The sequence below is a fragment of the Actinoplanes sp. NPDC004185 genome, from assembly GCF_053603475.1.
In genome coordinates, this window is sequence record NZ_JBSGFR010000003.1 from 1 (window position 1) to 26192 (window position 26192).

The window sequence follows — 26192 nt, forward strand, 5'->3', positions numbered from 1 at the left end:
TCCAGCGTGACCGGCTTGCATCCCCACACCGACTCTTCGGAGAAGTCACTTCCCGAACCCGCCGACAACAAGCTTAGAACGTCACTCGCGCCAGCATCTTGACACAGAGAGGAGCCATGAGCGTGTGTCCATCGACGGCGATACCGGGCCGAGCCAGGCGCCGCGACCTGCCACCGGTGGAGGAAGCGCTCAGGCCGGGGTGATCCGGCCGCCGATCTGTTGCGCCACCTCGAGGTCGTTGCCCTCGAACCAGCTCTCGGCCACCTTCCCCCCGGCCAGCCGGAAGATGATGATCCCGGTCTCCCGCACCCGCTGGTCGCCCGGCGGCAGGTCCAGATAGCCACCCCGGTACGTCGACCGGATCGTGTAGCGCACCACCAGCCGGTCCCCGCTGACGATCACGTCCTCCAGCACCGGTTCCTGGTCGGCGAAAGCCGCCGGGTACCAGTGCAGCCACGTCGTGAAGGCGGCCAGGTCGCCGCTGCCGCCCGGCCCGTGCGCCACGAAGTCCTCGGTGACCAGGTCGGTCAGCCGTTCTTCGTCCCCCGTGCGGCACATGGCGAACCACGCGCGCGCGATCTCCGTCGCATCCATGCATCAATTTCTATGCCATGCCGACCTTCGGCGCACTGCAAACCGGCGGCCGGGAGATCCCCGGCCGCCGGCTGCGCCGTCAGTCCGTGACGGCCGGCGCGGTCCGCGCGGCCTCGCGCAGGTCGGCCTTCTCCACCATGTACGGGTTGTACGCGTAACCCCGCGCCAGCTCCCCCGGCACAGTGAAGTACTCGGCCGACAGCTTCGCCGGATCCGTGGCGATCTCCCCGCGGCCCGGCAGGTCGTCGCCGTCGTCCCAGCCCCACGGCGCGTTGGCCGAGTTGGTGCCGCACGAGTACGTGCCCACGCCGCAGCCACCCGAGGTGTCGCCGGCGAAGGTGCCCAGGTTGGCGTACAGGTCGGTGTTGTCCCGCTGGGCCCACAGGCCGCCCGCCGCGAAGATGTCGATCAGCTCGTAGCGGACGTCGCGGTCGTTGGTGCTGCTCGGCGTCTCACCTTCGGTCGACGGGTAGTAGACGAGTCCGTCGCCGTTGATGGCGTACTGCGGGTACGCCTTGAGGCCGTGGCCCTGGACCTCCTGCGCGGTGACGGGGTGCTGGAACGAGTCGTGCGGTGACGACTGCATCTGCAGCGTGCCGTCGACCGTTTCGCGGCCGGTGGTCCAGGTGCTGCCGCTGGGCGTGTACGAGTAGAAGCTCGTGTGGGCCACGGTGACCGCGGAACGCAGCACCCCGTACGTGGAGCCGTCCTTCTGGATCGCCAGCAGGACGCCCTCGCCGTCGTTCTCGTGCTCGGTCTCGAAGAACGGGTGGTCGACCCAGTCCCGGGGGTGGAAGAAGAAGTAGGTGACGTACCAGTGCGTGCTGGTCTCCGCCACCGAGTAGTACGCCGCCGCCGAGAACGACGCGCCGGACTCGGCCGCGCGGTCCCAGTTGTTGCGGCCGTTCCAGTCGCCGTCGAAGTTCACTCTGGTCAGGTAGTCCGCCCTGCCGCCCAGCGCATGGCTGCCGGTGGCGTCGACGTCCTGGTAATGGATGGGCGCCCAGCGCAAAGCCAGGTCCGCCCGGCTGATCGCGGCACCGGCGGGTGCCGGTGCCGCGATTCCGATGGATGCCAGCGCTACCGACAGCGCGGCCGCGATTCTGCCCTTACCGACCATGTGCCCACCTTCACCGAATGGATAGACCACGGGCAATGTATGGGCTCCACGGTGGTGGATGCGTGGCCGAGCCGCAACGCCCGGATGGCCGCGGACCGAAGAGTCGGCACGGCACCGAACCCGCCGCGCCCGAAGCAGTCAATACGGCGCCGAACCCGCCGCGCCCGGGGCAGCCGGCACGGCGCCGAATCCGCCGCGCCCGGGGCAGCCGGCACGGCGCCACCCCGCCGCGCCCGGGGCAATCCGAATGGGCGCGACGGAGTGGCGGATCAGGTGCCGCGGATTCAGGCAGTCGTGCCCGCGGGAACAGCCGGCGGCGGGGAGGCGGGCGGCGACCCGGCAGGCGGCGGGGTGTCCGCGGCGGGCGCGTCGTCGTGCTCGTCGAGCATCGTCGCCTCGTCGAACGGGTCCTGCCCGGCCAGCACGCGCTGGGCCCGGTCCCGGTCGAACTCGCTGGTCCAGGTGCCGATCAGCACGGTGGCGACCGCGTTGCCGGCGAAGTTGGTCAGGGCCCTCGCCTCGGACATGAACCGGTCGATGCCGACGATCAGGCCGACGCCGTCGAGCAGTTCCGGGCGGTGGCTCTGCAGGCCGCCGGCCAGCGTGGCCAGGCCCGCGCCGGTGACGCCGGCCGCCCCCTTGGAAGCGATGATCATGAAGACCAGCAGCGAGATCTGCTCGCTGACCGACAGGGGGTCGCCGACCGCCTGGGCGACGAACAGCGAGGCCATGGTGAGGTAGATGGCCGTGCCGTCCAGGTTGAACGAGTACCCGGTCGGCACGGTGATGCCGACGACCGGCTTGCTGACGCCGACGTGCTCCATCTTGGCGATCAGCCGGGGCAGCGCCGACTCCGACGATGAGGTGGAGACGATCAGCAGGAACTCCCGGCCCAGGTAGCGCAGCAGCTTGAACAGGTTGATCCGGGCCACCAGCCACAGCAGCGCGCCGAAGATCCCGAAGACGAAGATCGCGCAGGTGGCGTAGAAGCCCAGCATGATCTGGGCCAGGCTCGTGAGGGCGTCGACGCCGGTCGCACCGACCACCGCCGCCATCGCGCCGAACGCACCGATCGGGGCGAGCCACATGATCATCGCGAGGATCTTGAAGACCAGCCGCTGCAGCACGGTGACCGCACGCAGCACCGGCTCGCCGCGCGAGCCCATCGACTGCAGGGCGAAGCCGACCAGCAGGGCCACCAGCAGCGTCTGCAACACCTGGCCCTCGGTCAGCGCCGAGAACAACGAGGTCGGGATGATGCCGAGGATGAAGTCGGCGGTGCCCTCGCTCGCCGAGTCACCGACCGCCTTCTGCCCGGCCTCGGCGACCGAGGCGTCCAGGTTGAGGCCGGACCCGGGGTGGATCAGGTTGCCGACGACCAGGCCGATGGCCAGGGCGACGGTCGACATGATCAGGAAGTAGCCGAGCGCGAACCCTCCGACCTTGCCGACCTTGGCGGCCTGACGGACGGAACCGACACCCAGCACGATGGTGCAGAAGATGACCGGACTGATCATCATCTTGATGAGGTTGACGAAGCCGGTGCCGATCGGGCGCAGTTCGACCGCGAAGTCCGGCACGAGGAAGCCGACGGCGATGCCGAGGATGACGGCGACGATCACCGCCAGATACAGGTAGTGGGTGCGGTCCCGCTTCGCCCCCGGGGTCGGGGCGGGCGGGGCGGGGCTCTGACTCTCCATGCCGCAGACTGTGTCCTGGGTCTCACCCCCGGGGCACCATTGCGTTCATTCTGTTCACCGCGGCGAAACGCGACGACGACGACCGGAAACACGCCGAGGAGACGACGCGATGAGACAACGCTGGAGCATCGCCGGGCAGCTGTTCGCGTTGCAGGTGCTGGTCGTCAGCCTGCTCGTGGCCGGCGGCACCACCGGCGCCGTGCTGCTGGCCCGCGACGACGCGCACGACGCCGCGGTCGAGGAGGTCGGCGCCGTCGCGGAGGCCATCGCCCTGTCCCCCATGGTGGCCGACGCGTTGCGCTCGCCGCGGCCCAGTGCCGTGCTGCAGCCGTACGCGGAAGCCACCCGGATCGCCACCGGGACCGACTTCGTCGTGGTGATGGCCACCGACCGCACCCGGTACACCCACCGCAACCCCGACCTGATCGGGCAGAAGTTCGCCGGCACGGTGGCCGGCGCCCTGGCCGGCGGCACGGTGGTGGAGCAGTACAAGGGCAGTCTCGGGGAGTCGGTGCGCACCGTGGTGCCGGTGCGCGCGGCCGACGGCACCGTCATAGGCCTGGTCTCGGTCGGTATCACCACCAAGGAGATCAACCGTAAGCTGCTGGGCCAGGCGTCCACGGTCGCACCGGCCACGATGGCCGCGCTGCTGCTGGCCGCGGCCGGGGCCTGGCTGCTCAGCCGGCGGCTGCGCCGGTAGACGCACGGGCTGGGCCCGGCCGAGATGACCAGGATGTACGAGTACTACGACGCGGTGCTGCACGCCGTACGGGAGGGTCTGGTGGTGGTCGACCGGGACGGCCGGGTGGCCCTGATCAACGACGAGGGCCGGCGGCTGCTCGGCCTCGGCGAGGACGTGCGCACCGACCGCCGCGTCGACGAGCTGGAGCTGCCCGCCGAGGCCGCGGCCCTGCTGACGTCCCGCCGCACCACAGTCGACGAGCCGCTGCTGGCCGGTGACCGGGTGCTGGTGGCCAGCCAGCGCGAGACCCGGTTCGAGGGCCGCGGCCTGGGCACGGTGCTGACCCTGCGCGACCACACCGAGCTGCGGGCGCTGACCGGGGAGCTGGACTCCGTACGCGGGCTCACCGAGGCGTTGCAGTCGCAGGCGCACGAGGCGGCCAACCGCCTGCACACCGTGCTGACGCTGGTCGAGCTCGGCCGCCCCGACGAGGCGATCCGGCTGGCCACCGACGAGCTGGCGCTGGCCCAGCAGCTCACCGACCGGGTGGTCGGCGCGCTCACCGAGCCGGCCCTGGCGGCACTGCTGCTGGGCAAGTCGGCGCAGGCCGGCGAGCGTGGCGTGGAGCTGACCGTGGACGAGTCGTCGCGGCTGGAGGGGACGCCGCTGCCGAGCCGCGACCTGCTCACGGTCGTGGGCAATCTGGTGGACAACGCCCTGGAGGCGGTCGCGGCCGCGCCGCCGCCACGCCGGGTGCGGGTGCTGGTCCGTGAGCAGGACGCCGCGGTGCTGGTCCGGGTCAGCGACACCGGTCCGGGCCTGTCGGCCGACCAGGCCGCGGCGGCGTTCCGCCGCGGCTGGACCACCAAGGACGGGCCGGGCCACGGGGTCGGGCTCGCCCTGGTCCGCCAGGTCGCCGAGCGGTACGGCGGCAGCTACGACGTCACCCCGGCAACCGGCGGCGGCGCGGTGCTGACCGTCCGGCTGCCCGTACCGGCATGACCGCCATCCGGGTGCTCGTCGTCGACGACGAGCCGTTGATCGCCGACGCGCACCGGGCGTACACGGAGCGGATCGAGGGTTTCGAGGTCGTCGCCGTGGCGCATTCCGCCCGCGACGCGATGGCCGCGCTGCGGGCCGGCCCGGTCGACCTGGTGCTGCTGGATCTCAACCTGCCGGACAAGCACGGCCTGGAGGTCGCCCGGGCGTTGCGGACGGCCGGTAGCGGCACGGACGTGCTGGCCGTGACCTCGGCCCGGGACATCGCGATGGTCCGCGCCGCCGTGGCCCTCGGCGTGACGCACTACCTGCTCAAGCCGTTCACCTTCGCGGCGTTCCGCGACAAGCTCGACGGCTACGCGCGCTACCGCAGCCAGCTGCGCGACACCGGGGAGGTCGCCGCCCAGCACGAGATCGACCGGGTGCTGGCCACCCTGCGCGGCGCCCCGCAGGACTCGCTGCCCAAGGGCCTGGACGCCCGTACCCTCGATCTGGTCCTGGGTGCGCTGCGGGCGGTGACCGGTCCCGCCGGGGCTCTCCGCCGCCGAGGTCGCCGGCAGCATCGGGGCGTCGCGGGTCACCGCGCGCCGCTACCTGGAGCACCTGGCCGAGGCCGGCCGGGTCGTCCGCAGCTCCCGCTACGGCGGCCCCGGCCGGCCGGAGGTCGAATACCGGCCCGCCTGAGCCGCCGGGTCGAGATCAGCCGGGCTTCTTGAACTCCTCTTCCGGCTTGCCGTCCATGTAGTCGGCCACGGTCCGGTAGACCGCCGGGTTGACGATGCCGTGCGACATCCGGTCGGTGTGCCCGGCCCAGTCCGGGTTGACCAGGTAACCGGCCACCACGAGCTGCTGGGTGCCGACCACCAGCGCGGCGGTCTTGTCGTCGTCGGTCGTGCCGGTCTTGCCGAAGATCGGGTGACCGACGACGCGGCGGGCGTTCGCCTCGGTGGCGCCGCCGCAGTTGCCCAGCTGCGCGCGGTCCCCGACCGGGCAGCGGGCCGCGTCCAGCGCCTTGCGGGCGACGTCCTTGCTGGTCGCCCGGTTGCACTTGGGCTGGCCGATGTCGCTCTTCTTGCCGTTCTGGGTGTAGATCTGCTGGATCGGGGTGGGCGCGCAGTACATGCCGTCACCGGCGAGCGTCGCGTACGCGTTCGCGATGTCCAGCGGGGTCGAGGCCGAGACGCCCAGGGTGAACGCGCCCCACTGGTTCGCGGCCTCCTCGTTGTCGGCCATCTCCGCGTCCTTCTGCGCCCGGAACTTGACCCCGAACCGCTTGGCCACGTCGACCACGTTCTCCGCGCCGACCTTCTCCTGCAGCGGCACGAAGTACGTGTTCACCGAGCGGCCGAAACCGGTCCACATGTTGAACGGGCCGACCTCGCTCTTGGAGGAGTTGCCGGGGCAGTAGAAGTGCGTGCCCGGGCAGGCCGCGTCGGAGCTCGGGTCGATGATGTAGCCGGACTTGTAGCGCTCCTGGGCGTTGATCGTGAAGCTCGGCTCGAGCCCGCTCTCCAGCGCCGCGACCATGGTGAACATCTTGAACACCGAGCCGGCCTGGTAGCCGGTGATGTCCCCGCCGCCGGTGATGATCGGATTGGTCGTGTTCGGATAGGTGCCGCGGATGCCCCCGGCCGCCTTCGCCGGGTCGGAGGAGATCTTGTTCTCCGGGTCGGCGGCGTTGTCCAGCTTGTACTTACGGTTCGCCGCCAGCGTGCGCACCCGGCCGGAGCCCGGCTCCACGCCGGCCAGCAGCAGCGCGTTGCGGTTGGTGTCCTTGATCAGCCCGGTGATCTCCTTGCGGGCCGCGCTCTGCGCCTTGACGTCGAGCGAGGTGACGATCCGGTAGCCGCCGGTCTTGAGCTGGCGCTCCCGGTCGTACGTGGTCTTGCCGAACGCCTCCTGGCTCAGCCACCAGCGGTAGAAGTAGTCGCAGAAGAAGCCCCAGTTGTTCTTCGCGACCGACACGCAGCCGTTGCCCGGCCGGTTGGTAGTCTTGCCCAGTTTGACGGTCTTGGCCTTGGTGGCCTCCTCCGGCTTCAGGTAGCCCAGGTCCCGCATGTTGTCGATGATGTAGTTGCGCCGGTCCAGCGCCTGCGGGTAGCCGCTCGCCGTGGTCGGGTCGAACGAGGTCGGCGCCTTGACCATGCCGGCCAGCAGGGCCGCCTCGGCGACCGTGAGGTCCTTTGGCTTCTTGCGGAAGTACACCTGGCTGCCGGCGTAGACCCCGTACGCGCCGTTGCCGAACGGGGCGATGTTCAGATAGCGCTCGAGGATCTCCTGCTTGGTGAGCTCCTTCTCGAGCTGCAGGGCGTACTTCATCTCGGAGAGCTTGCGTTCGGGGGTGTCCTTGGTGGCGTCGACGGCCTCCTGCGGGGTCTTCGCCGAATACGCCAGGGTCATCCGGACGAGCTGCATCGTCAGCGTCGAGGCGCCCTGCTTGTCGCCGCCCTGCTTGTTGTTGACGAAGGCCCGGGCGACGCCCTTGAGGTCGACGCCGTTGTGCTTGTAGAACTGGTGGTCCTCCGCGGCCACGATCGCGTTCTGCATGTTGACCGAGATGTCCTTGAGCGGGACGTCACTGCGGAACTCGTCGAACATGACCGCGAGCTGGGTCTTGTTGTCGGCCGCGAAGACCCGCGTCACCTGCGGGGCCGTCTGCCGCTCGAGCTGGCTGGGCAACTGCGCGAACGTCTCCGACCCGGCCTTGGCCGCCAGCCCTGACATGGCGACGGCCGGGAACGAGGCTGCGGCGACCACCACGCCCGCCAGCAACCCGCAGATCAGCAGTGATCCGGCGCTGGCGAACTTGTTGCGGTCGCGGGGAGGCGTAGGGGAAGTCACTCGAACCAGGTTAGTCATGAAGATCCAAGGCTGCCTCTCAGAGGTCGGTCTCGAGAGTGGCCACGTCACCGGTCCGGGCGGCCCCCGGGATGCGGGTCCTGGCCGCGGTGTCGCCGTGCAGGGCCCAGCGCAGGAACTCCGTCGAGGTGACGGTGGTCGCCTCGAAATCGCCGGCCCGGGTGACGTGCCCGCCGTCGGTGATCGACAGCATCGCGCGTGACCAGGGAACGGCCGCGAACACGGCGTGTCCGGCCCGGTAGGTGACGGTGTTGTCCTTGCGGCCGTGCACGAAGAGCATCGCGGCGGAGGGGCCGGTGAAGGGCGTTCCCTGGAAGTCGGTGCCGGCCAGGACGACGCCTGCTTTGAGACGTTCGTCACGATGCGCGCTGAACAACCCGACCGTGGTGATTCCCCCGCCGGAGTGACCGGCGGCGCCCAGCCGTTCCGGATCGATGATCGCACCCAGCGGGTCGGTCAGCGCGAGCAGCGAGTCCAGCACCGCCGACGCGTCCTGCGGCTGGTTGACGATGTCCGGCGGGTAGAAGTCGGCCGCGCCGTACGAGGTGCGCGGGTAGGTCGGGCCGGCCACGACGAACCCGGCCTGGGCCCAGCGGGTGAGCATCGGGGCGTAGTCGCCGGGCTGGGCGGTCAGACCGTGGCTGAACAGCACCAGCGGGAAACGGCCCGGGGCGGCCGGCGCGTCGTCGACCGGGTCGGGGCTGGGCTGCACCTCGCCGGTGGCCGGATACCAGACCGTGGTCGGCAGCGGCCGGTCCGCGCCGCGGGAGAACTCCAGCACCCGCCGGCCGACTGCGAAGGCACCGGCCGGGGCGGTCCCCGGCACCGGGACGTACGGCGCCGTGACGTTCTGCGGCGCCAGCGACGACGCAGTCGTGGAGGCGAGGATGGGAGCCGCCGAGACGGAGGCTGAGGCCGACGCCGAGGGCAGGGCGGTAGCACTGGCGGAGGCCGTACCCGATCCGCCGGTGGCGCTCGGCGACGTGCACGCCGTCAGGGCGCCGGCGCCGGCGGTGGCGGCCAGTCCGGCCAGCATGGTCCGTCTACGCATGGTCACCATCTTGCGATACGAACCTGTGCTGACCTTGAGAATCGCCCGAGCGGAAGATCACACTCCGTACGGGATTAGGCTGCGATCATGACCTCCAGGCCGGTAAGGATCGGGCTGCAGCTCCAGCCCCAGCACATGGACTACGCCTCCATTCGCCGCACGGCGGCCGAGGCCGAGGAGCTCGGCGTCGACGTGCTGTTCAACTGGGACCACTTCTATCCGCTCTACGGCGAGCCCGACGGTCTGCACTTCGAGTGCTGGACGATGCTCGCCGCCTGGGCCGAGGCGACCTCCCGCGTCGAGATCGGCGCGCTGGTCACCTGCAACAGCTACCGCAACCCGGAGCTGCTGGCCGACATGGCCCGCACCGTCGACCACATCAGTGCCGGCCGGCTCATCCTCGGCATCGGCTCGGGCTGGTTCGAGCGGGACTACCAGGAGTACGGCTACGAGTTCGGCACCGCCGGTGGCCGGCTCGACGACCTCGCAGGCGCGCTGCCGCGGATCGAGTCCCGCTGGGGCAAGCTCAACCCGCCGCCGACCCGCAAGATCCCGGTGCTGATCGGGGGCGGCGGCGAGAAGAAGACCCTCAAGCTGGTGGCCCGGCACGCCGACATCTGGCACAGCTTCGGCGACGCCGCGACCATCGAGCACAAGCTCGGGGTGCTGCGCGCGCACTGCGCCGACGTGGGCCGCGACCCCGCGGAGATCGAGGTGTCGGCCGGCGCGCCGAAGGGCGAGCCCGAGGCGGGCGGTCCCGAGCTGCGCGAGAAGGGCGTCTCGCTCTTCACCATCGGCGTCGGCGGGCCGAAGCCCGACCTTGGCCCGCTCAAGCAGTGGCTGGCCTGGCGCGACGAGCAGAAGGGGTGAGCACGGCGGCCGGGCCCGCGGGCCCGGCCGTCCCGTTCAGGAAGCCCGCTCGCGGCCGTCCAGGTAACGCAGCACGGCGGCGACCCGGCGGTCCGAGCGGTCGTCGGGCGCCATGTCGAGCTTGTTGAAGATGCTGCGGATGTGCTTGTGCACGGCCCCCTCGCTGACGAAGAGCCGCTCGGCGATGGCCAGGTTGCCCAGCCCTTCGGCCATCAGCGCCAGCACGTCGCGCTCGCGCGGGCTGAGCCGGTCCAGCCGCGAGTCGGGGCGGGTCCGGGCGAACAGCTGGGCCACCACCTCCGGGTCCACGGCCGTGCCGCCGCCGGCCACCCGGTGCAGCGCCTCCAGGAACTCCTCGACCCGGCCCACCCGCTCCTTGAGCAGGTAACCCAGGCCCCGGGCCCCGCCGGCCAGCAGCTCGGTGGCGAACATCTGCTCGACGTAGGCCGACAGCACCAGCACCGCCAGGCCGGGCCGGCGCCGGCGGGCCTCGACCGCCGCCACGATCCCCTCGTCGGAGTGGGTCGGCGGCATCCGCACGTCGACGATGGCCACGTCCGGAGCGTGCTCGTCGACGGCCGCCAGGAAGGCTTCCGGGGTGCCCGCGGTGGCGACCACGTCCAGCGACTCGGCGCGCAGCAGCAACGCCAGTCCCTCCCGCAACAGGGCATCGTCCTCGGCGATCACAATCCGCACGGCAGCTCCACCTCCAGGGTCGTCGGCCCGCCGGGCGGGCTGGTCATGGTCAGGGCGCCGTCGAGGGCCTCGACGCGGCGCCGGATGCCGATCAGGCCCGAGCCGCCGGTCTCGTCGGCACCGCCCCGGCCGTTGTCGATGATGCGCAGCCGGAGCCGGCCGCCACTGCTACGCACTCCGACCGTGGCCTGCGTGGCCCCGCTGTGCTTGGCGATGTTGGTCAGCGCCTCGGCCACCACGAAGTAGGCGGTGGACTCGACCGAGGCGGCACAGCGGTCCGGCACGTCGACCTCCATCCGGCACGGCACGGCGCTGTCGGTGGCGAGCCCGTTCAGCGCGCCGGCCAGGCCGCGGTCGGCCAGCACCGGCGGCAGGATGCCCCGGGCCACCGCGCGCAGCTCGGCCAGGGCCAGCTCGGCCGAACTCTGCGCGCGTTCCAGCAGCGCCTCGGCCTCGGCCGGGTTGCGGGTGAGCATGCGGCGGGCGGCGCCGAGCAGCACGGTGGTGGCAACGAGCCGGTTCTGGGTGCCGTCGTGCAGGGACCGTTCGATCCGGCGCAGCTCGATGGCGTGCGCGTCGAGGGCGGCGGCGCGGGTCGCGGTGAGCTCGGCGACGCGCAGCGAGAGGTCGACCTCCGGGCCGGGCGCGAGCAGCCGCCGCCCGTACGCCCCCTGCAGACGGGCCATCGCCGGGGTCAGGCCGACCGTCACCACGGCCCAGCACAGTCCCAGCAGCGTGACGGTGACGACGCCCGCCCAGTCGTGCACGGTCCACAGGCCGAGTCCCGGCGTCCGCTCGCCCTCCGGCAGCAGCTGCCACCAGAGCGCGAACGTGCCGTCCCGTACGGCCCAGACCGGCAGCTGGATGCCCAGCGCGCCGAGCACCAGGCCCACGGTGGCGTGCCGGGCTGCCCAGGCCACCTCCCGCCGCGTGCCCGGGTCGGCCAGCGCCGCCTGCCATCGGGCCGGTGGCGGGCCGGGGCTGAGCACCTCCTCGCCGCGGCGCGAGAGCCGGGCGCGCTCGATGTCGGCCACGGCGTGCAGGAGGCGCAGGGCCCCGGGCAGCAACAGCAGTCCGATGCCGATCAGGCTCGTGGCCGCCACCACGAGCAGCCAGGACAGCGCGCCCAGGGCCAGGGTGGCGGTGCCCAGACCGACGAGCAGGTCGCGCAGCGCCCGCAGGGTCGACCGGCGTGCCTCGCCGGCCAGCTGCCGGATCTTCCTCGCCTCCATGGCCGCTGACCCTAGGGCCAAGCCGCCACCGGCGGCAGGGCCGGGGCCCGAAAGTACAGCCTGCTGTACCCCGGCAGGGCAGATGACGGGATCGGCACCGCCCGGCCGGCTGCCTAGCGTCGATGACAACGGACGCACACCGCGTCCCGTCCCCACTGAGGAGCCAGCCGTGACCGACATCGACCGTTCCAGCACATCCTCCGCCACCCGGGCCCTGGTCTGGACCCTGCTGCTGCTCTGCACGGTCGGCAACCTGGCGCTGTCGATCTACGGCGGGCCGCTGGTCGTGCACCTCGGCCTGGGCGTGGTCACTCTGCTGTGCATCGCCGCGCTGGTCGTGCCGTACCTCCGCACCAAGCGGTGACCGCGCCCGCCGGAGCGGGCGCGGTCACCGGAAGCGCGGGCCCGGGTCAGACGAAGATGTCGAGGATCAGCACGCAGGCGAAGCCGACCACCGAGATGATCGTCTCCATCACCGACCAGGTCTTGATGGTCTGCCCGACCGTCATCCCGAAGTACTCCTTGACCAGCCAGAAGCCCGCGTCGTTGACGTGCGAGAAGAACAGCGAGCCACAGCCGATGGCCAGCGCGAGCAGCGACACCTCGGGCTTGTCCAGGGTCGCGGCGAGCGGGGCCACGATGCCGGCGGCGGTGATCGTGGCCACGGTGGCCGAACCGGTGGCCACCCGGATGCCCACTGCGACCAGGAAACCGAGCAGCAGCGCGGAGATGTTGGCGTCCTTGGCCGCGTCCGCGACCACGGTGCCGACCCCGGCGTCGACCAGTACCTGCTTGAAGCCGCCACCGGCGGCCACGATGAGCAGGATGCCGGCGATCGGCGGCAGCGAGCCGCCGATGACCGCCGAGGTCTGCGCCCGGTCGAAGCCGGCCCGCTTGCCCAGCGTCCACATGGCCAGCAGCACGCCGGCCAGCAGCGCCACCACCGGGGTGCCGGCGATGTCGAGCGCCTTGCGCAGGCCGTTCTCCTTGTCGAGGGTGAGCTCACCGATCGCCCGCAGCAGCATCAGCACGATCGGCAGCAGGATGGTGAGCACCGCCGGGACCACGCCCGGGTTGCGCCGCCGGCCCGGCAGGTCGCTGTCGACCGGCTTGTCCGGCTCGGTGGAACCGGCGTTGGCCAGGTCGTCGCGGTCGACGAAGTCCTGACCGCCGGCCGGGCCCGAACCGGCGGACCGGCCACCGCTGCCCGCGGGCACCAGCTGGGCCGGCACCGCCAGCGGCACCCGCTTGGCGATGAAGTTGCCGAAGACCGGGCCCGCGATGATCACCGTGGGGATCGCGCAGATGAGCCCGAACGCGAGGGTGAGCCCGAGGTCCGCACCGAGGCTCGAGACCGCGACCAGCGGGCCGGGGTGCGGCGGGACCAGACCGTGCAGCACCGACAGGCCGGCCAGCGCCGGGATGCCGATCTTGAGTAGCGGTACGTCGGTGCGCTGGGCCACCAGCAGCACGATCGGCACCAGCAGCACGACGCCGACCTCGAAGAACAGCGGCAGGCCGATGAGCGCGGCGACGCCCGCCATGGCCCACGGCAGCGCCGATCCGGAGAACCTGCGGACGATCGTGGAGACGATGCCGTCGGCGCCGCCGGACTCGGCCAGCAGCGCCCCGATCATGGAGCCGAGCGCGATCAGCAGTCCGACGCTGCCGACCGTGCTGCCGACTCCCGTGGTGAAGGAGGTGATGGTGTCGCCGGGCGCGGCGCCGGCCACGACCCCGAGGACGGCCGCGCCCAGGATCAGGGCGAGGAAGGGATGCCACTTGGCCCAGGCGATGAGCAGGACGACGACCGCGATGCCGAGCACCGCGGCCAGGACGAGTTGGCCGGTTCCGGCGGAGGTGATCGCTTCCGCGGCCAACACCGGGGCAGAGAGCGAGGTCATGGGCCGTGCCCTACCCGATGCCGGCGTTTTCCAATCGTTCGTTCAGGACCGGTCCAGCGCGGCGATGACCTTTCCCAGCGCGGCCGCCACGGTGCGGGCCTCCGCGGCGGCGAGATGGGCGGTGAAGTGGCGTTCGATGCCGCCGAGATAGACCGGCGCGGCGGCGCGCAGCCGGGCCCGGCCGGCCTCGGTGATCGTCGCGTACGCGGACCGGCGGTCGTCGGGATTGGCCTCGCGCGTGACGAGCCCGTCGGCGGCGAGCTGGTCGACGACGCGGCTCACCCGGGACCGGCTGACCACGGCCACGGCCCCCAGTTCGCCCATGCTGAGCCGCCGGCCCGGTGCCGCGTTGAGTTCCAGCAGGACGTCGTACCAGGTCAGCGGAAGTCCGCAGGCCGCCTGCAGCTCCCGGTCGAGCTGCGGGACGAGGGCGGCGTGCACGCGCAGCAGGGCGCCCCAGGCCGCAACTCCGGTGTCGCTCATCACCACAGCCTAGCGATTCTTGTGCGTGCGCACGCATCGGCGTAAGAATGTGCGTGCGCACGCATTCAAGTTGAGCCGAGGAGTGCCACCATGACCAAGCTTCTGCACATCTCCGCCTCGCCGCGCGGCGAGCAGTCCGAGTCGCTGGCGATCGCCGCGTCCTTCCTGGACACCTTCCGGGCCGAGCACCCGGACGTCGCCGTCGAGACGTACGACCTGTGGGACGGCACCCTGCCGGCCTTCGGCCCGGACGCCGCCGCGGCCAAGATGGCGATCTTCGCCGGCGAGGAGCCCCGGGGCGCGGCGGCCGAGGCGTGGCAGTCCGCCGTCGACACCTTCCACCGCTTCGACGCCGCCGACCGTTACCTGTTCAGCGTCCCGATGTGGAACGCCGGGGTGCCGTACGTGCTCAAGCAGTTCATCGACGTGGTGAGCCAGCCCGGCCTGGTCTTCGGCTTCGATCCCGAGCGGGGTTACACCGGCCTGCTGACCGGCAAGCGCGCCGCGGTGGTCTACACCAGCGCGGTCTACGGCCCCGGCCGCGGACCGGCGTTCGGCGCCGACTTCCAGGCGCCGTTCTTCGCCGACTGGCTGCGCTGGGCCGGCGTCGCCGACGTCGGTGAGGTGCACTTCCGGCCCAACCTGGCCACCGCCGACGCGGCCACCGCCCGCCGGCTCGCCCACGAGCAGGCCCGCGACCTGGCCAAGCGCTTCGCCTGAGCCCGATCGGCGGCCGTCCCGGGCCCGGCCGGGACGGCTCCGCGGGTCAGTCCTGCAGGGCGGTCGACAGCCCGGCCTTGACCGTACGGCTCAGCTCGTCGGCCACGATCTCCGGCCTGCCTGCCTCGACGCCGTCCAGGGCGAGCGTCGCCACGACAGCCGGGTCGATCTTCTGGTCCGCGGGGACGGCCGCCGCCATGTCGGTGTCCATGTAGCCCACGTGCAGCGCGGACACCGTGATGCCCTTGGGCGCCAGCAGCTCGCGCAGGGCGTTGCTCTGCGCCCACTCGGCCGCCTTGGCCGCGCTGTACGCCCCGGCCGGGCCCGGGTGCAGCCAGGACAGCACGGACAGCACGTTGAGCACTGCGCCACCGCCGTTGCGCTCCAGCACCGGCGCGAAGGCGCGGGTGACGGCGAGCGTGCCGAAGTAGTGCGTCTCCATCTCCAGCCGGATCGCGTCGAGGTCACCCTCCAGCAGGTTCACACCGAGACTGGTGCCGGCGTTGTTGACCACCACGGTGGCGTCGTCGGCGATCTTGGCCGCCTGGGCCACCGACTCCGGGTCGGTGATGTCGAGCTGCACCCGAATCACCCCGGGCAGGTCGATGGTCTCGGGGCGCCGGGCCGCCGCGTACACCTTGGCGCCGCGCTGCACCAGCTGGGCGGCGAGGTGCCGGCCGAGGCCGCGGTTGGCCCCGGTGACCAGGGCGACGGAGTTCTCGAGCTGCATGGTGGTTCCTTCCGTTGGTCCGATGGCTTTAGATTATGGGCATCATCTATCACCCACAAGGTTAGATGACGATCGTCATATAAGATGGCGGCCGGAGGTGCGCGATGGCACGGGTGACCCAGGCACAGGCACAGCAGAACAGGGAACGGGTGATCGCCGAGGCGGCGCGCCTGTTCCGCGAGCGCGGCGTCCAGGGGGTGAGCGTCACCGACCTGATGGCCGCGGCCGGGCTCACCCACGGCGGCTTCTACAAGCAGTTCGCGTCCAAGGAGGCGCTGGTCGCGGAGGCGACCGGCCGGGCCTTCGGCGAGCTGGGCGAGCGGCTGGCCGACCTGGACGAGCAGCATCCCGGTGACCACGCGGCCGCCCGGCGGGACCTGCTCGACTACTACTTCTCCCCCGAGCACCGCGACCACGCCGGTCAGGGCTGCCCGACCACTGCCTTCGGCGGCGACATGGCCCGGGAGGCGCCGGACAGCCCGGCCCGGGAGCCTTACGCCGACGGGGTGCGCGACTTCGCCCGCTGGATGGCCGACGGCGACGACGAGGACCTGGTGGCCATCGCCACGATGGCGGGCGCCCTGATGCTGTCGCGGGCGACGGCCGGCACCGAGCTCTCCGACCGCATCCTCACCGCCGCCCGCCGATCACTGGACGACCGCGGCCGGGAGCAGGGCAAGGACCCCGGCTAACCCGCCGAGGGCCCGACCGGGAGGCCGGCCTGCAGCAGGGCCAGCGCCCGGTCGAAGTCCTCGAAGTACGCGGCCCCGTCGGCCATGGTCTTCCCCGCGCGGTTGGCGGCCAGCGCCGCCCCCATGACCGCGCCCGCGACCACCCGGCAGGAGAAGTCGTCGCTGGGCAGCCCGGCCCGCTCGGCGACCACCTCGGCCAGCAGGGTGATCGAGTCGGCGTACTGCTGCTGGGTGCGCATCCGCAGCTCGGGCACGCTGGCGATGAGCTGCTGGCGGCGCTGCTCCTGCTCCCACTGCGCGTCGGTGAGCTGCCGGAACAGCTCCCGGACGCTGCGCCGGATCGCCTCGATCGGGGCCAGCTCGGCCGGCTGGGCCCGCAGCGCCGCGACCATCAGCGGGTCGTAGTCGTCGGTGAGGACCACGTCCTCCTTGGTCGGGAAGTACCGGAAGAACGTGCTCGGGGAGACGTCCGCCGCCTCGGCGATCTGGTCGACCGTCGTGGCGGCGTACCCCTGCTCCTGGAAGAGCCGCATCGCGTGCTCGCGGATCGCGGCCTTGGTCCTGGCCTTCTTGCGCTCACGCAGGCCGGCCGGCGGGGTCGACGTCATACCACCGATTCTGCCGGTGCCGGCAGCGTCGTGGGTGACAGGGGGGCGGTCGCCGGCTCCGGCGCCGCCGGGCGGGCGGGCAGGAAGAGCAGCGAGAGTACGGCGCCGGCGACCGCGACTCCGCCGGCCACGACCAGCGCCAGGTCCATGCCGGACGTGAAGGCGGCCTGCACCGAGCCCAGCAGGGCCGGATCACCGAGCCCACCGGCGACGGCGACCCCGGCGGTGGCACTGTCCCGGACAGCGTCGGCCGCCGTGGCGCTCAGCCCGGTCACGTCCACCCCGTCGCGGTACGCGCCGTTGAGCACCGTGCCCAGCACCGTGACCCCGATGGCCGCACCGACCTGGCGCAGCGCCTGGATCAGCCCCGACCCCACGCCGCTGCGCTCGGGCGAGAGCGCACCCAGGGCGGCGTTCATGGCGGGCGGCATGGTGAAGCCCAGCCCGACGCCCGCGACGGCGATCCAGGCCGCGACGAAGCCGTACCCGGTGCCCGGGCCGGTGGTGGCGCCGGTGAACAGCCCCGCCGCCATCAGCAGGAGCCCGGCCGTCACGACGGTCTTCGCCCCCAGGCGCGGCTCCAGCCGGCCCGCGACGCGCGCACCCACCAGCAGACCGCCGATCACCGGCAGCAGACGCAGCCCGGTGCCGAGCGCGTCGTTGCCGCCGACGGCCTGGAAGAACTGCGGCAGCGCGAAGAGCATCCCGAACATGCCGAAGCTGGCCACCGTGGCCAGCAGCGATCCCCAGGTGAAGGCCCGGGACCGGAACAGTGCGAGGTCCACCAGGGGCGCCCGGGCCCGCCGCTGCCACGCCAGGAAGAGCGCCAGGACGGCGATCCCGCCCACGGCGGTGAGCAGGGACCGGGGGTCGGTCCAGCCGCGTTCGCCGGCCTCGATGACCCCGTACGTGAGTGCGACCAGCCCGGCCGCCGACAGCACGATACCGAGCGGGTCGAAGCGCCGTGCCCGGTCACCGTGCGACTCCGGCACCCAGAGCAGCACCGCGATCAGCCCGGCCAGCACCATCGGCACGTTGATCAGGAAGACCGAGCCCCACCAGAAGTTGTCCAGCAGCCAGCCGCCGACGACCGGCCCGAGCGGGATGCCGAGCGCGCTGGCCGTCACCCAGATCGTCAGGGCCCTGGGCCGTTCCGCGGGGTCGAAGATCACGGTCAGGACGGCCGAGCTCAGCGGCATGAGGACCGCGGCGCCGAGACCGAGGGCGGCGCGGGCGGCGATGAGCTGGCCGGTGGAGACCGCGTACGCGCAGGCGACCGACGCGGCACCGAAGAGCACCAGCGCGCCGACCAGCATCCGCTTGCGGCCGAACCGGTCCCCCAGCATGCCGGCCGGCAGCAGCGCGGCCGCCAGCACCAGCAGGTACGACGTGGTGATCCATTGCAGGTCACCGGTGGCGGCGTGCAGATCGCCGGCCAGGGTCGGCAGCGCGACGCTGAGCACCGTGCTGTCGAGGCCGATGGCGAGAGTGCAGAGGGCGAGCGCGCCGAGCGCCCACCATCGTGAAGTGGAAGTAGCCATGAAATGACAGTAACACTCAAAAGCTAGTGGCTGTCAAAATGTGATGTGGGCGATGATCGGGTGATGAACGACTTCCTCCGCGAGCTCGGCCTGCCCGCCCTGGCCGACGTGCACACCCACTTCCTGCCCGAGCGGATGCAGCGCCGGGTCTGGGCGCACTTCGACCGGGCCGGACCGCTGATCGGCCGGGAATGGCCGATCCGCTACCGCGGCACCGAGGCCGAACGGGTGGCCGAGCTGGGCGCGTTGGACGTACGGGTCTTCTCGGCGCTGGCGTACGCCCACCGCCCCGGGATGGCCGCCGACCTCAACACCTGGACGCTGGACTTCGCCGCGCGTACCCCCGGCTGCCTGCCCAGCGCGACCTTCTTCCCCGAGCCGGGCGCGGCCACCGATGTCCGCGCGGCGCTCGACCGGGGCGCCCGGATCTTCAAGCTGCACCTGCAGGTGGGCGGCTTCGACCCCCGCGACGAGCTGCTCGACGAGGCCTGGGGTCTGCTCGCCGGGTCCGGCACCCCGGTCGTCGTGCACGCCGGCTCCGGCCCGGTCCCGCACGGCTTCACCGGTCCCGGCCCGATCGGCGAGGTGCTCGCCCGCCACCCGCGCCTGGCCGTGCTCACCGCCCACCTCGGCGCCCCCGAGTACGAGGGCTTCCTCGAGCTGGCCGAGCGCCACGAACGGGTCGGGCTGGACACCACCATGGCGTTCACCGACTTCTTCGAGGAGCTGGCCCCGTTCCCGCCGGCGTTGCTGCCCCGGCTGCGCGAGCTCGGCCTGGCGGGCAAGGTGCTGCTGGGCAGCGACTTCCCCAACATCCCCTACCCGTACGCCCACCAGCTCGAGGCCCTGCGCCGGCTGGAACTCGGCGACGACTGGCTGCGCGCGGTCTGCTGGCACAACGCGGCGCGGCTTTTCGGTATCGACAGCGCGTAGATCCACGTCCGGGGTGCGCGGCTGTGCCACGATCACATCGATCAAGACCCCCGGGACGAGGTGTGCCATGAAGAAGGCCGTCGGCTGGATCGTGCTGATCCTGGTCATCTTCTACATCGGCACCAACCCGGGCCCGGCGGCGGACATCGCCCGGGGCCTCGGTGACGGCATCGCCGAGGTCTTCCGCAACGTCGGCACGTTCTTCTCCGAACTGGCGAACTGAGCCCCGGGCCCGCCGTGCACATCGTCTGCGTGGGCCTGGCCACCGTGGACCTGGTGCAGCGCGTCGACCGGCTGCCCGGCGTGGACGCCAAGGCCGAGGCGCTCACCGCCGAGGTGGCCGCGGGCGGGCCGGCCACCAACGCCGCGATCACCGCGGCCGCACTGGGCGCCCGGGTCACCCTGGTCACGGCGGTCGGCGCGCATCCGCTGGGCGGGCTGATCCGGGCCGACACCGAGGCGTACGGGGTGACGCTGCTCGACGCGACACCGCTGGCGCGTACGTCACCGCCGGTCTCGGCCGTCACCGTGCTGGACGCCACCGGCGAACGCACGATCGTCAGCCGCAACGCCGTCGGCGCCGAGGCTCCGTCGCCCCCGGGCTTCGCCGAGGTGCTGGCCGGCGCTGACGTGGTGCTGGTGGACGGGCACCATCCCCGGCTGGCTCTGGGTGCCGCCCGTAGCGGCAGGCCGTTGCTGCTGGACGCGGGCAGCTGGCGTCCGGTCTTCGCCGACCTGCTGCCCCTGGCCGACGTCGTGGCGTGCTCGGCCGCGTTCCGTCCACCCGGCGCCGCACCGGTCCGCGAGGCTCTGCGGTCCGCCGGGGTGCGGCGCGGCGCGATCACCCGGGGGCCGCAGCCGGTCAGCTGGTGGAACGGCGACGAGTCGGGCGAGCTCACCGTGCCGGCCGTCCCGGCGGTCGACACGGCCGGCGCCGGCGACGCCTTCCACGGCGCGCTCGCGGTCGCCCTCGGCCGTGGCGAGGACCTGCTGCCGGCATTGCGGTACGCGGTGGGCATCGCCGGCATCCGGGTCCGGCACACCGGGCCACGTTCCTGGCTACGGTCCCTGCCGGACGGACCCGCGCAGCTGACCTGACCGGCTATGCGCCCGGCGCCGGCCCGAAGCTGTCCAGCACCACGGCCAGTCGCTGCAGCTCCCCGGCCCACGCGGTGCCCGGGGCCCGCCACTCCACCACGTACGTGGCGCCGTCCACGCTGAGCACCCGGCGCAACCCGTGCATCAGCCCGGCGTCCGCGTCCCGGAACGTGTACTCCCAGACCGCGTCCGGTGGCTGCGCCAGCGCCTCGATCCGCACCCGCCGGTACGAGGCCAGCCGGGTGGCGCTCTCCTCGGCGATCAGCCCCGCGACGACGTTGCGCGGCGGCGGTTCCCACCGGCCGATCCGCAGGCTCAGCTCGCCCTGCGCGGCCCGGAAAACGAGGTCACCGGCCGCGTTGCGACTGCTGCGCCAGCCCGCCGGCACGGCCACCCGGAACTGCCCGGTCTCGGTCCACCAGCGGAAGTCCTCCGGCAGCACGAACCGGGCCCGAGAGACCGGGGAGGCGGCGCTCGCGGGCCGGTCGCCGGGCCCGCCGTCCTGCCGTACGGCCGCAGCCGTCCCGCCGAGCGCGGCCAGCAGGACGAAGGCCACCGCGACGGCCACCCTCCGCCGCTCCACCCGGCGCGGCACCGCGGCGACCCGACGGAGCTGGTCCTCCACCTCGGACGCCGTGAGCCGCTCCGCGGGGTCGCGCCGCAGCAGACCCTCCAGCAGGCCGGTGAGCGGGCCGGCCTGCACCGGTGGGTCGGGAACGCCGGTGGTCAGCGCCCGCAACGTGTCCTCGGTGGTCTCCCCCGCGAACGGGGGCCGGCCCTCCACGGCGTGGTAGAGCGTCGCGCCCAGCGACCACAGATCGGCCTTCGCGGTCGACACCTGGCTGAGCAGCCGCTCCGGCGCGACGTACTTCGGGGAGCCGAGCACGACCCCCGCGCTGGTCAGTGCCCGGACGCCGGCCTCGGTGCCGGCCGGGCCGAAGTCGGCCAGCACGATCCGCCCGTCGTCGCCGATGAGCACGTTCGCCGGCTTCACGTCGAGGTGCAGCACCCCGGCCCGGCCGGCCGCGTTCAGGGCGTCCAGGACGGCCAGCCCGATGGCGGCGGCCCGGGCCGGCGGGAGGGGCCCCGATTCCTGGAGGACCTCGAGCAGTGAGCGGGACGCGACGTACTCCATGACGATCCAGGGGTCCTCGTCGTCGGACAGCACGTCGAGGATGCGGATCACGTGCGGATGCCGGACCCGGGTCAGCGCCCGCGTCTCGCGCAGTGTCAGATCTCGGACGAGGTCGCGCTGCGCCGGGGTGAGACCCTCGGGCGGCACGCATTTCTTGATGGCCACCGGACGGGAGCGCCGCTCGTCGTCGGCCAGCCAGACCTCGCTCATGCCTCCGGCGGCGAGGGCCCGCAGCAGCCGGTAGCGGCCGCCCACCAGCTTCGCTTCCACCGGGTGTCCCTGCGCCATGCCCCACCCCGGACGTTTGCGAAGGTCAGCAGCCCCTTCGACGATACTGGACGGCGCCGCGGATGTCGGCCCTCCGAGCGCGGAGTTCGGAGGAGCCGGGGCTGTCCACACAGGCGCCCGGTCGCGCCACTCGGAGGACTTGAACGTCATCGATGCGCGCGTATCGTGGCTGCGACATCACCATCGGCAACCGTCCCGGTTGTCCTTGGTAACCGGCCCGCCGGCACTCCCGGCCGCCTCCCGGTGCGGTGGCGGTCCGCGTGTGGCCCGGCCGGGCGACGAGATGCTGGGCGATGAGGCTTATGCGGGAACACCGTTCGACCCGACGACTGCTGCCGATGCTCTGCCTGGGGCTGACCGCGACCCTCGCGACGGGCCCGGCCGCCGTCGCCCCGGGCAGACCGGTCGCGCCGGTGGCGGCGCCCGTCGGGACCGCGCACGTGCACCGGCTGGCCCGCGTCTCCGCCGCCGACCAGGCCATCCGGTTGCAGGCCCTGCTCGGGCAGCACTCGATCCTGGCCGCCGACCTGATGCGCAGCCGGATCCGCGGTGACGACAGCTTCGTCCAGGCGGCCGACGCCGCGCTCGGCCAGAACACCGACGCCATGACCGGACTGGTCGGACAGCTCTTCGGCGCCGCGGCGGCCACCCAGTTCGGGCCGATGTGGTCCGACCACGTCGTCGACCTGGTGGCCTACGCCGCGGGCGTCGCCGACCAGGACGCCGGCGCGCTGGCCCGCGCCCGCGCGCAGCTGACCGGCTCCGAGCAGGAACTCGCCGACTTCTTCGCCGGCGCCTCCCACGGCCGGCTGCCCCGGGCCGCCGCCCGCGACGCGGTCCTCATGCACGTCGACCACCTGACCAAGCAGGCGGACGCGTACGCCGCGGGCGACCACGTCACCGCCGACCGGCTGTACCGGCAGAGCTTCCAGCACACCTACGACCTGGGTCTGACCCTGGCCGAGGCGCTGCTGCCGGCGGCTGACCGGGCCACCCTGCGGGAACCGATCTGGCGGCTGCGGTCCCAGCTCGGCAAGCTGCTGGCCGAGCACGCCGCCCTGGTCGAGGACGTGAGCCGGGCGGCGGTCACCGGCACCCCCGACTTCGACGCCGCCGCGGAGATGATCAACGGCAACACCCGCGACGTGGCGGCCGCGGTCGACACTCTGTTCGGCGCGCCGGTCGCCCGGCGGTTCCAGGCCCAGTGGGCGTCCCACGTCGAGCAGCTCGTGGCGTACGCGGGCGCCACCGCCGCCGGGCAGAACGACCGCAAGCAGCGGGCCCGCGAGAAGTTGCACGACTTCGAGCGGGGCCTGGCCGCCCTCCTCGCCCCGGCCACCGGCGGCCGGATGACCACGGCCGCGCTGACCGCGGCGCTGGTGCAGCACGACGAGATGCTGCTGCGCCACGCCGACCTGTACGCCGCCAAGGACTACCAGGGCGCCCACGAGGTGGCCGGGCAGACCTACGAGCACATGTTCGAGCTCGCCCGCCGGCTCGCCGACGGCTTCGGGGCCCAGGTGGCGGCGCGCCTGCCGCGTGGCGGACCGGCGACCGGGCTCGGCGGGCTCGCCCGAGGGCATCGCTGACATGCACGGGTACGCCCGTACCGTGTCGCTCGCGAGTCTGGCGCTGGCCGCGGTCGCGGTCCTGACCGGGGCCCAGCCGGAGGCGACCGCGCGACCGGCCCCGGCCGGCGCCACGCCGTCCGCCGCCGTGCCGACACGGGCGCGGGCGGACACCTTCCGCTCGGCCCGCACCTATCCCACCGTCGCGGAACCGGTCCGGCTGCGGATCCGGGCGCTGTACGTCGACAGCACCCTGCAGCACCTCGGCCGGCAGGACGACGGAACGGTCGCCGTCCCGGAGCGCGCCGACGTCGCCGGCTGGTACGCGGACGGCCCCCGGCCCGGTCAGCCCGGCCCCGCGGTGATCCTCGGCCACGTCGACTCCCGCACCGGCCCGGGCGTCTTCGTCGGACTCCGCGGACTCGAGCGCGGCACGGAGATCCGGGTCGACCGCGCGGACGGCAGCACCGTGACGTTCCGGGTGCGCAAGGTGGCGCAGACGGCCAAGACCCGCTTCCCCACCGACCTGGTGTACGCCCCCAGCCTGGATCCCACGTTGCGGCTGGTCACCTGCGGCGGAAGCTTCGACCGCTCTCGAGGAAGCTACCGGGACAATGTCATCGTGTACGCGGACCTGGCCTGACCGCCGCCGCACCCGAGCCGCCGCCCTGCTGCTGGCGGTGGGCACGCTGCTGGGGGTGAGCCCGGCGGCAGCGGCAGCGCCGGTCCCGCTGCCGGTCACCGCCGTCCTGGTCGACGGCGCGCAGACCTCGCTGGTGGTCGACCTGAGCGCGAGCACCCGGCCGGCGGCCGTCTCGCTGACGCACGACGGCAGACGCCAGCAGGCGACCGTGGAGCCCGTCGTGGCGGACGGCCTCGCGGTCACCCTGGTCGTCGACACGTCAGCGACCGGCGCCGCCGCTCTCCCGGCGTGGCTGAGCGCAGCCGCCCGGTTCATCCTCGAAGCCCCGGCCACCACCCGGTCGGCCGTGGTCGCCGACTCGGCGCCCGCCTCGGTCACCGCGGGTGGCGAGCGCGGGCGGGCCGGGGTGATCCGGGCTCTCACGTCCATGCGGCCCCACGGCGAACGCGACACCACGGCGGCGCTGGACCTCGCGGTACGGCAGTTCCCGACGGCCGAGACCGGGCGGCGGGTGGTGGTGCTCTACACGACCGCGGCCGACGCGGGCGGCGAGCGGGCGGAGGTACTGGCCGGCCGGTTCCGGGCGGCCGGCACGATCCTGGTCGTGGTGGGCACGGCCGCCGGGGGCCCGTACTGGGCGACCGCGGCGGCGGGGACCGGTGGCTTCTTCGCGCCGGCGGGCGATCCGGTGGTCATCCCCGCGCTGGACCAGGTGACGACCACACTCCGGGGCCGGCACCTGATCCGCTTCCCCACCCCACCGTCGCTGCCCGCGACGGTGTCCGTCCGCGTCGTCACCGGCGACCTCGAACTTGCCGGTGACGCGGTGGTGCCGGCGCCGGCGGCCGGTCCGCCCCCGGCGGATCGCCCGTGGACCGTGGTGGTGCTGGGCCTGGTCGCCGCCGCCCTGACGGCCGCGATCGTGGCAATGGTCTGGTGGTGGCGTCGTCGATCCCGGCCGCCGCTGGAGAAGCACGTCGCAGCGCCGCCCACGGTCACCAGCCGACCCCGGGCCGGCTCACGACGCCCGGCGGCACCGCCCGGGCCCGCCCGCAAGACCGGCCTTGATGGACCGCCGGCCGGGGAACCGGCGACTGTCGAACACCTACCTGCGCCGTCGCCCGCGGTGGTCCAGGGACGGGCCAGGGTGCCGGGCGCGGTGGCCCGGGGCCGGGCCGAGGTGCCGCCGAGTTGCCGGGCGGATGAGCGGGACCAGCGGTGACAGATCACCATGGCCCTGCGCCGGCCCCGAAAACCCGGCAAGATCGGGTCGTGGATCTGTTCGCGGAGTCCGGGCCGCCGGAGCCGGAGCTACCGGGATCGGGGCGGCCGGCCAAGAAGCCGTGCGCCCGGTGCGGGCATCCCACCCGGGTGGACCGGATGATCCACGGTTTCGGCGAGGACTGCGCGCTCAAGCTGGGACTGATCGTGGCGGTACCGCGGCTGCGCACCGATGAGCAGACCGGTACGGACCTGCTCGACCTGCTGGCGGCGGAGCCGGACGACTGCTGCGACGGCTGGGACCGCTGATCAACCCGTACGGGTGAATCGCCGCTGTTTGGATGATCTCTGCGTTTTTGTCCCGGCGATGGCGGGGATCCCGTCGTCACCGAAGTGGACGAACGCCTCAGAGGAGACCACGATGACGACCTCCCCCATCACCGGTAGCCACGGCACCACCGGGCTGCTGGCCGACACCGACCGTGACACCCGGCACCACGCCCGTCCGGCGACGGGCGACGAGACCAAGCCGTCCTGGAAGACCACCGAGCTGTTCGTCTATCTCGCGGCGGTCGCCGGTGTCCTGCTCGCCTCGCAGCTCGTCGGCGACCGCGGGGTCAACGACGGCAGTGACTACTTCGCCGCCGACAAGGCCTGGTGGTACGTCACCCTGCTGACCATCGGTTACCTGGTCAGCCGGGGTCTGGCCAAGTCCGGGACCCGCAGCCGCGACGCCGACCCGCGTACCCGGTAACCGCCGCGGGCCCGGACCGACACCCCACGGGCCTGATCGACACAGAGCCGGCCCCGCCGGACCGCCGCAGC

General features: G+C 72.8%; 28 protein-coding genes. 15 read left to right on the top strand and 13 right to left on the bottom strand.

Features of this window, described 5'->3' with window-relative positions; genetic code table 11:
- Positions 1-189 precede the first annotated feature (189 nt).
- The 3 genes from ACWEOZ_RS03920 to ACWEOZ_RS03930 form a co-directional block, all read right to left on the bottom strand.
- Positions 190-594 (bottom strand): ester cyclase, encoded by a 405-nt coding sequence (locus ACWEOZ_RS03920; RefSeq protein ID WP_451909252.1) that lies wholly within the window; start codon positions 592-594, stop codon positions 190-192.
- Positions 595-673: 79 nt separating this feature from the next.
- Positions 674-1714: a hypothetical protein gene (locus ACWEOZ_RS03925; RefSeq protein ID WP_451909253.1), complete on the bottom strand. Its 1041-nt coding sequence runs from the start codon at positions 1712-1714 to the stop codon at positions 674-676.
- 284 nt (positions 1715-1998) lie between these two features.
- Positions 1999-3414 (bottom strand): cation:dicarboxylate symporter family transporter, encoded by a 1416-nt coding sequence (locus ACWEOZ_RS03930; RefSeq protein ID WP_451909254.1) that lies wholly within the window; start codon positions 3412-3414, stop codon positions 1999-2001.
- 109 nt (positions 3415-3523) lie between these two features.
- Here ACWEOZ_RS03930 and ACWEOZ_RS03935 point away from each other — a divergent pair, with 109 nt between their 5' ends.
- The 3 genes from ACWEOZ_RS03935 to ACWEOZ_RS03945 are packed head-to-tail and all read left to right on the top strand — an operon-like array spanning position 3524 to position 5811.
- Positions 3524-4114 (top strand): hypothetical protein, encoded by a 591-nt coding sequence (locus ACWEOZ_RS03935; RefSeq protein WP_451909255.1) that lies wholly within the window; start codon positions 3524-3526, stop codon positions 4112-4114.
- 33 nt (positions 4115-4147) lie between these two features.
- Entirely contained in the window at positions 4148-5098 is a 951-nt protein-coding gene (locus tag ACWEOZ_RS03940) for a sensor histidine kinase (protein ID WP_451909256.1), read from the top strand.
- Entirely contained in the window at positions 5095-5811 is a 717-nt protein-coding gene (locus tag ACWEOZ_RS03945) for a response regulator (RefSeq protein WP_451909257.1), read from the top strand. Before ACWEOZ_RS03940 ends, ACWEOZ_RS03945 begins: the two co-directional genes overlap by 4 nt.
- Here ACWEOZ_RS03945 and ACWEOZ_RS03950 read toward each other — a convergent pair.
- A complete protein-coding gene (locus ACWEOZ_RS03950; RefSeq protein WP_451909258.1) occupies positions 5795-7954 on the bottom strand; it encodes a transglycosylase domain-containing protein in 2160 nt (719 codons plus the stop codon). The genes ACWEOZ_RS03945 and ACWEOZ_RS03950 overlap by 17 nt on opposite strands.
- A gap of 19 nt (positions 7955-7973) precedes the next feature.
- Positions 7974-9005, bottom strand: coding sequence for an alpha/beta hydrolase family protein (locus ACWEOZ_RS03955; protein ID WP_451909259.1), 1032 nt, complete (start codon positions 9003-9005; stop codon positions 7974-7976).
- 87 nt (positions 9006-9092) lie between these two features.
- On the opposite strand from ACWEOZ_RS03955, the gene ACWEOZ_RS03960 reads away from it, so the two are divergent.
- Positions 9093-9875, top strand: a complete 783-nt coding sequence (locus ACWEOZ_RS03960; protein ID WP_451909260.1) for an LLM class F420-dependent oxidoreductase — start codon at positions 9093-9095, stop codon at positions 9873-9875.
- A 36-nt stretch (positions 9876-9911) separates the two neighbouring features.
- Here the strand turns inward: ACWEOZ_RS03960 and ACWEOZ_RS03965 are convergent, their stop codons facing one another.
- On the bottom strand, positions 9912-10571 hold the full coding sequence (locus tag ACWEOZ_RS03965; protein WP_451909261.1) for a response regulator: 660 nt from the start codon (positions 10569-10571) through the stop codon (positions 9912-9914).
- Positions 10559-11803: a sensor histidine kinase gene (locus ACWEOZ_RS03970; protein WP_451909262.1), complete on the bottom strand. Its 1245-nt coding sequence runs from the start codon at positions 11801-11803 to the stop codon at positions 10559-10561. Before ACWEOZ_RS03970 ends, ACWEOZ_RS03965 begins: the two co-directional genes overlap by 13 nt.
- A 169-nt stretch (positions 11804-11972) precedes the next feature.
- Here ACWEOZ_RS03970 and ACWEOZ_RS03975 point away from each other — a divergent pair, with 169 nt between their 5' ends.
- Positions 11973-12167 (top strand): hypothetical protein, encoded by a 195-nt coding sequence (locus ACWEOZ_RS03975; protein WP_451909263.1) that lies wholly within the window; start codon positions 11973-11975, stop codon positions 12165-12167.
- 46 nt (positions 12168-12213) lie between these two features.
- On the opposite strand, the gene ACWEOZ_RS03980 is transcribed toward ACWEOZ_RS03975, so the two are convergent.
- Positions 12214-13707, bottom strand: coding sequence for a GntP family permease (locus tag ACWEOZ_RS03980; protein WP_451909264.1), 1494 nt, complete (start codon positions 13705-13707; stop codon positions 12214-12216).
- A 42-nt stretch (positions 13708-13749) separates the two neighbouring features.
- Positions 13750-14190, bottom strand: a complete 441-nt coding sequence (locus ACWEOZ_RS03985; protein ID WP_451909265.1) for a MarR family winged helix-turn-helix transcriptional regulator — start codon at positions 14188-14190, stop codon at positions 13750-13752.
- Positions 14191-14280: 90 nt separating this feature from the next.
- Between ACWEOZ_RS03985 and ACWEOZ_RS03990 the strand changes: the two genes are divergently transcribed.
- Positions 14281-14910: an FMN-dependent NADH-azoreductase gene (locus ACWEOZ_RS03990; protein WP_451909266.1), complete on the top strand. Its 630-nt coding sequence runs from the start codon at positions 14281-14283 to the stop codon at positions 14908-14910.
- Between the two features lie 46 nt (positions 14911-14956).
- Here ACWEOZ_RS03990 and ACWEOZ_RS03995 read toward each other — a convergent pair whose 3' ends face one another.
- Positions 14957-15640, bottom strand: a complete 684-nt coding sequence (locus tag ACWEOZ_RS03995; RefSeq protein WP_451909267.1) for an SDR family oxidoreductase — start codon at positions 15638-15640, stop codon at positions 14957-14959.
- A 104-nt stretch (positions 15641-15744) separates the two neighbouring features.
- Between ACWEOZ_RS03995 and ACWEOZ_RS04000 the strand changes: the two genes are divergently transcribed.
- Positions 15745-16332 carry a TetR/AcrR family transcriptional regulator gene (locus ACWEOZ_RS04000; protein ID WP_451909268.1) on the top strand — a complete coding sequence of 196 codons (588 nt, stop codon included), beginning with the start codon at positions 15745-15747 and terminating at the stop codon, positions 16330-16332.
- Here ACWEOZ_RS04000 and ACWEOZ_RS04005 read toward each other — a convergent pair.
- Both ACWEOZ_RS04005 and ACWEOZ_RS04010 read right to left on the bottom strand, forming a co-directional pair.
- Positions 16329-16940, bottom strand: coding sequence for an acyl-CoA-like ligand-binding transcription factor (locus ACWEOZ_RS04005; protein ID WP_451909269.1), 612 nt, complete (start codon positions 16938-16940; stop codon positions 16329-16331). The genes ACWEOZ_RS04000 and ACWEOZ_RS04005 overlap by 4 nt on opposite strands.
- The gene (locus ACWEOZ_RS04010; protein WP_451909270.1) at positions 16937-18481 is read right to left on the bottom strand and encodes a DHA2 family efflux MFS transporter permease subunit; all 1545 of its coding nucleotides are present in this window, start codon (positions 18479-18481) and stop codon (positions 16937-16939) included. The genes ACWEOZ_RS04005 and ACWEOZ_RS04010 overlap by 4 nt, the downstream gene beginning before the upstream one ends.
- A gap of 63 nt (positions 18482-18544) precedes the next feature.
- Here ACWEOZ_RS04010 and ACWEOZ_RS04015 point away from each other — a divergent pair, with 63 nt between their 5' ends.
- The 3 genes from ACWEOZ_RS04015 (at position 18545) to ACWEOZ_RS04025 (ending at position 20512) form a co-directional block, all read left to right on the top strand.
- Positions 18545-19414 (top strand): amidohydrolase family protein, encoded by an 870-nt coding sequence (locus ACWEOZ_RS04015; RefSeq protein ID WP_451909271.1) that lies wholly within the window; start codon positions 18545-18547, stop codon positions 19412-19414.
- A 67-nt stretch (positions 19415-19481) separates the two neighbouring features.
- A complete protein-coding gene (locus ACWEOZ_RS04020; RefSeq protein ID WP_451909272.1) occupies positions 19482-19637 on the top strand; it encodes a hypothetical protein in 156 nt (51 codons plus the stop codon).
- A 29-nt stretch (positions 19638-19666) separates the two neighbouring features.
- Positions 19667-20512, top strand: coding sequence for a PfkB family carbohydrate kinase (locus ACWEOZ_RS04025; RefSeq protein WP_451909273.1), 846 nt, complete (start codon positions 19667-19669; stop codon positions 20510-20512).
- Positions 20513-20516: 4 nt separating this feature from the next.
- On the opposite strand, the gene ACWEOZ_RS04030 is transcribed toward ACWEOZ_RS04025, so the two are convergent.
- On the bottom strand, positions 20517-21917 hold the full coding sequence (locus tag ACWEOZ_RS04030) for a serine/threonine-protein kinase (RefSeq protein WP_451909274.1): 1401 nt from the start codon (positions 21915-21917) through the stop codon (positions 20517-20519).
- A 311-nt stretch (positions 21918-22228) separates the two neighbouring features.
- Here ACWEOZ_RS04030 and ACWEOZ_RS04035 point away from each other — a divergent pair, with 311 nt between their 5' ends.
- From ACWEOZ_RS04035 to ACWEOZ_RS04055, 5 genes are all read left to right on the top strand, one after another.
- On the top strand, positions 22229-23524 hold the full coding sequence (locus ACWEOZ_RS04035; protein ID WP_451909275.1) for a hypothetical protein: 1296 nt from the start codon (positions 22229-22231) through the stop codon (positions 23522-23524).
- A gap of 22 nt (positions 23525-23546) precedes the next feature.
- Positions 23547-24146, top strand: coding sequence for a class F sortase (locus tag ACWEOZ_RS04040; protein ID WP_451909276.1), 600 nt, complete (start codon positions 23547-23549; stop codon positions 24144-24146).
- Positions 24118-25368 carry a VWA domain-containing protein gene (locus tag ACWEOZ_RS04045; RefSeq protein ID WP_451909277.1) on the top strand — a complete coding sequence of 417 codons (1251 nt, stop codon included), beginning with the start codon at positions 24118-24120 and terminating at the stop codon, positions 25366-25368. The genes ACWEOZ_RS04040 and ACWEOZ_RS04045 overlap by 29 nt, the downstream gene beginning before the upstream one ends.
- A gap of 50 nt (positions 25369-25418) precedes the next feature.
- Complete coding sequence (locus ACWEOZ_RS04050) at positions 25419-25676, top strand: hypothetical protein (RefSeq protein WP_451909278.1); 258 nt, start codon at positions 25419-25421, stop codon at positions 25674-25676.
- A 112-nt stretch (positions 25677-25788) separates the two neighbouring features.
- The gene (locus ACWEOZ_RS04055; RefSeq protein WP_451909279.1) at positions 25789-26121 is read left to right on the top strand and encodes a hypothetical protein; all 333 of its coding nucleotides are present in this window, start codon (positions 25789-25791) and stop codon (positions 26119-26121) included.
- The last annotated feature ends 71 nt before the right edge of the window (positions 26122-26192 follow it).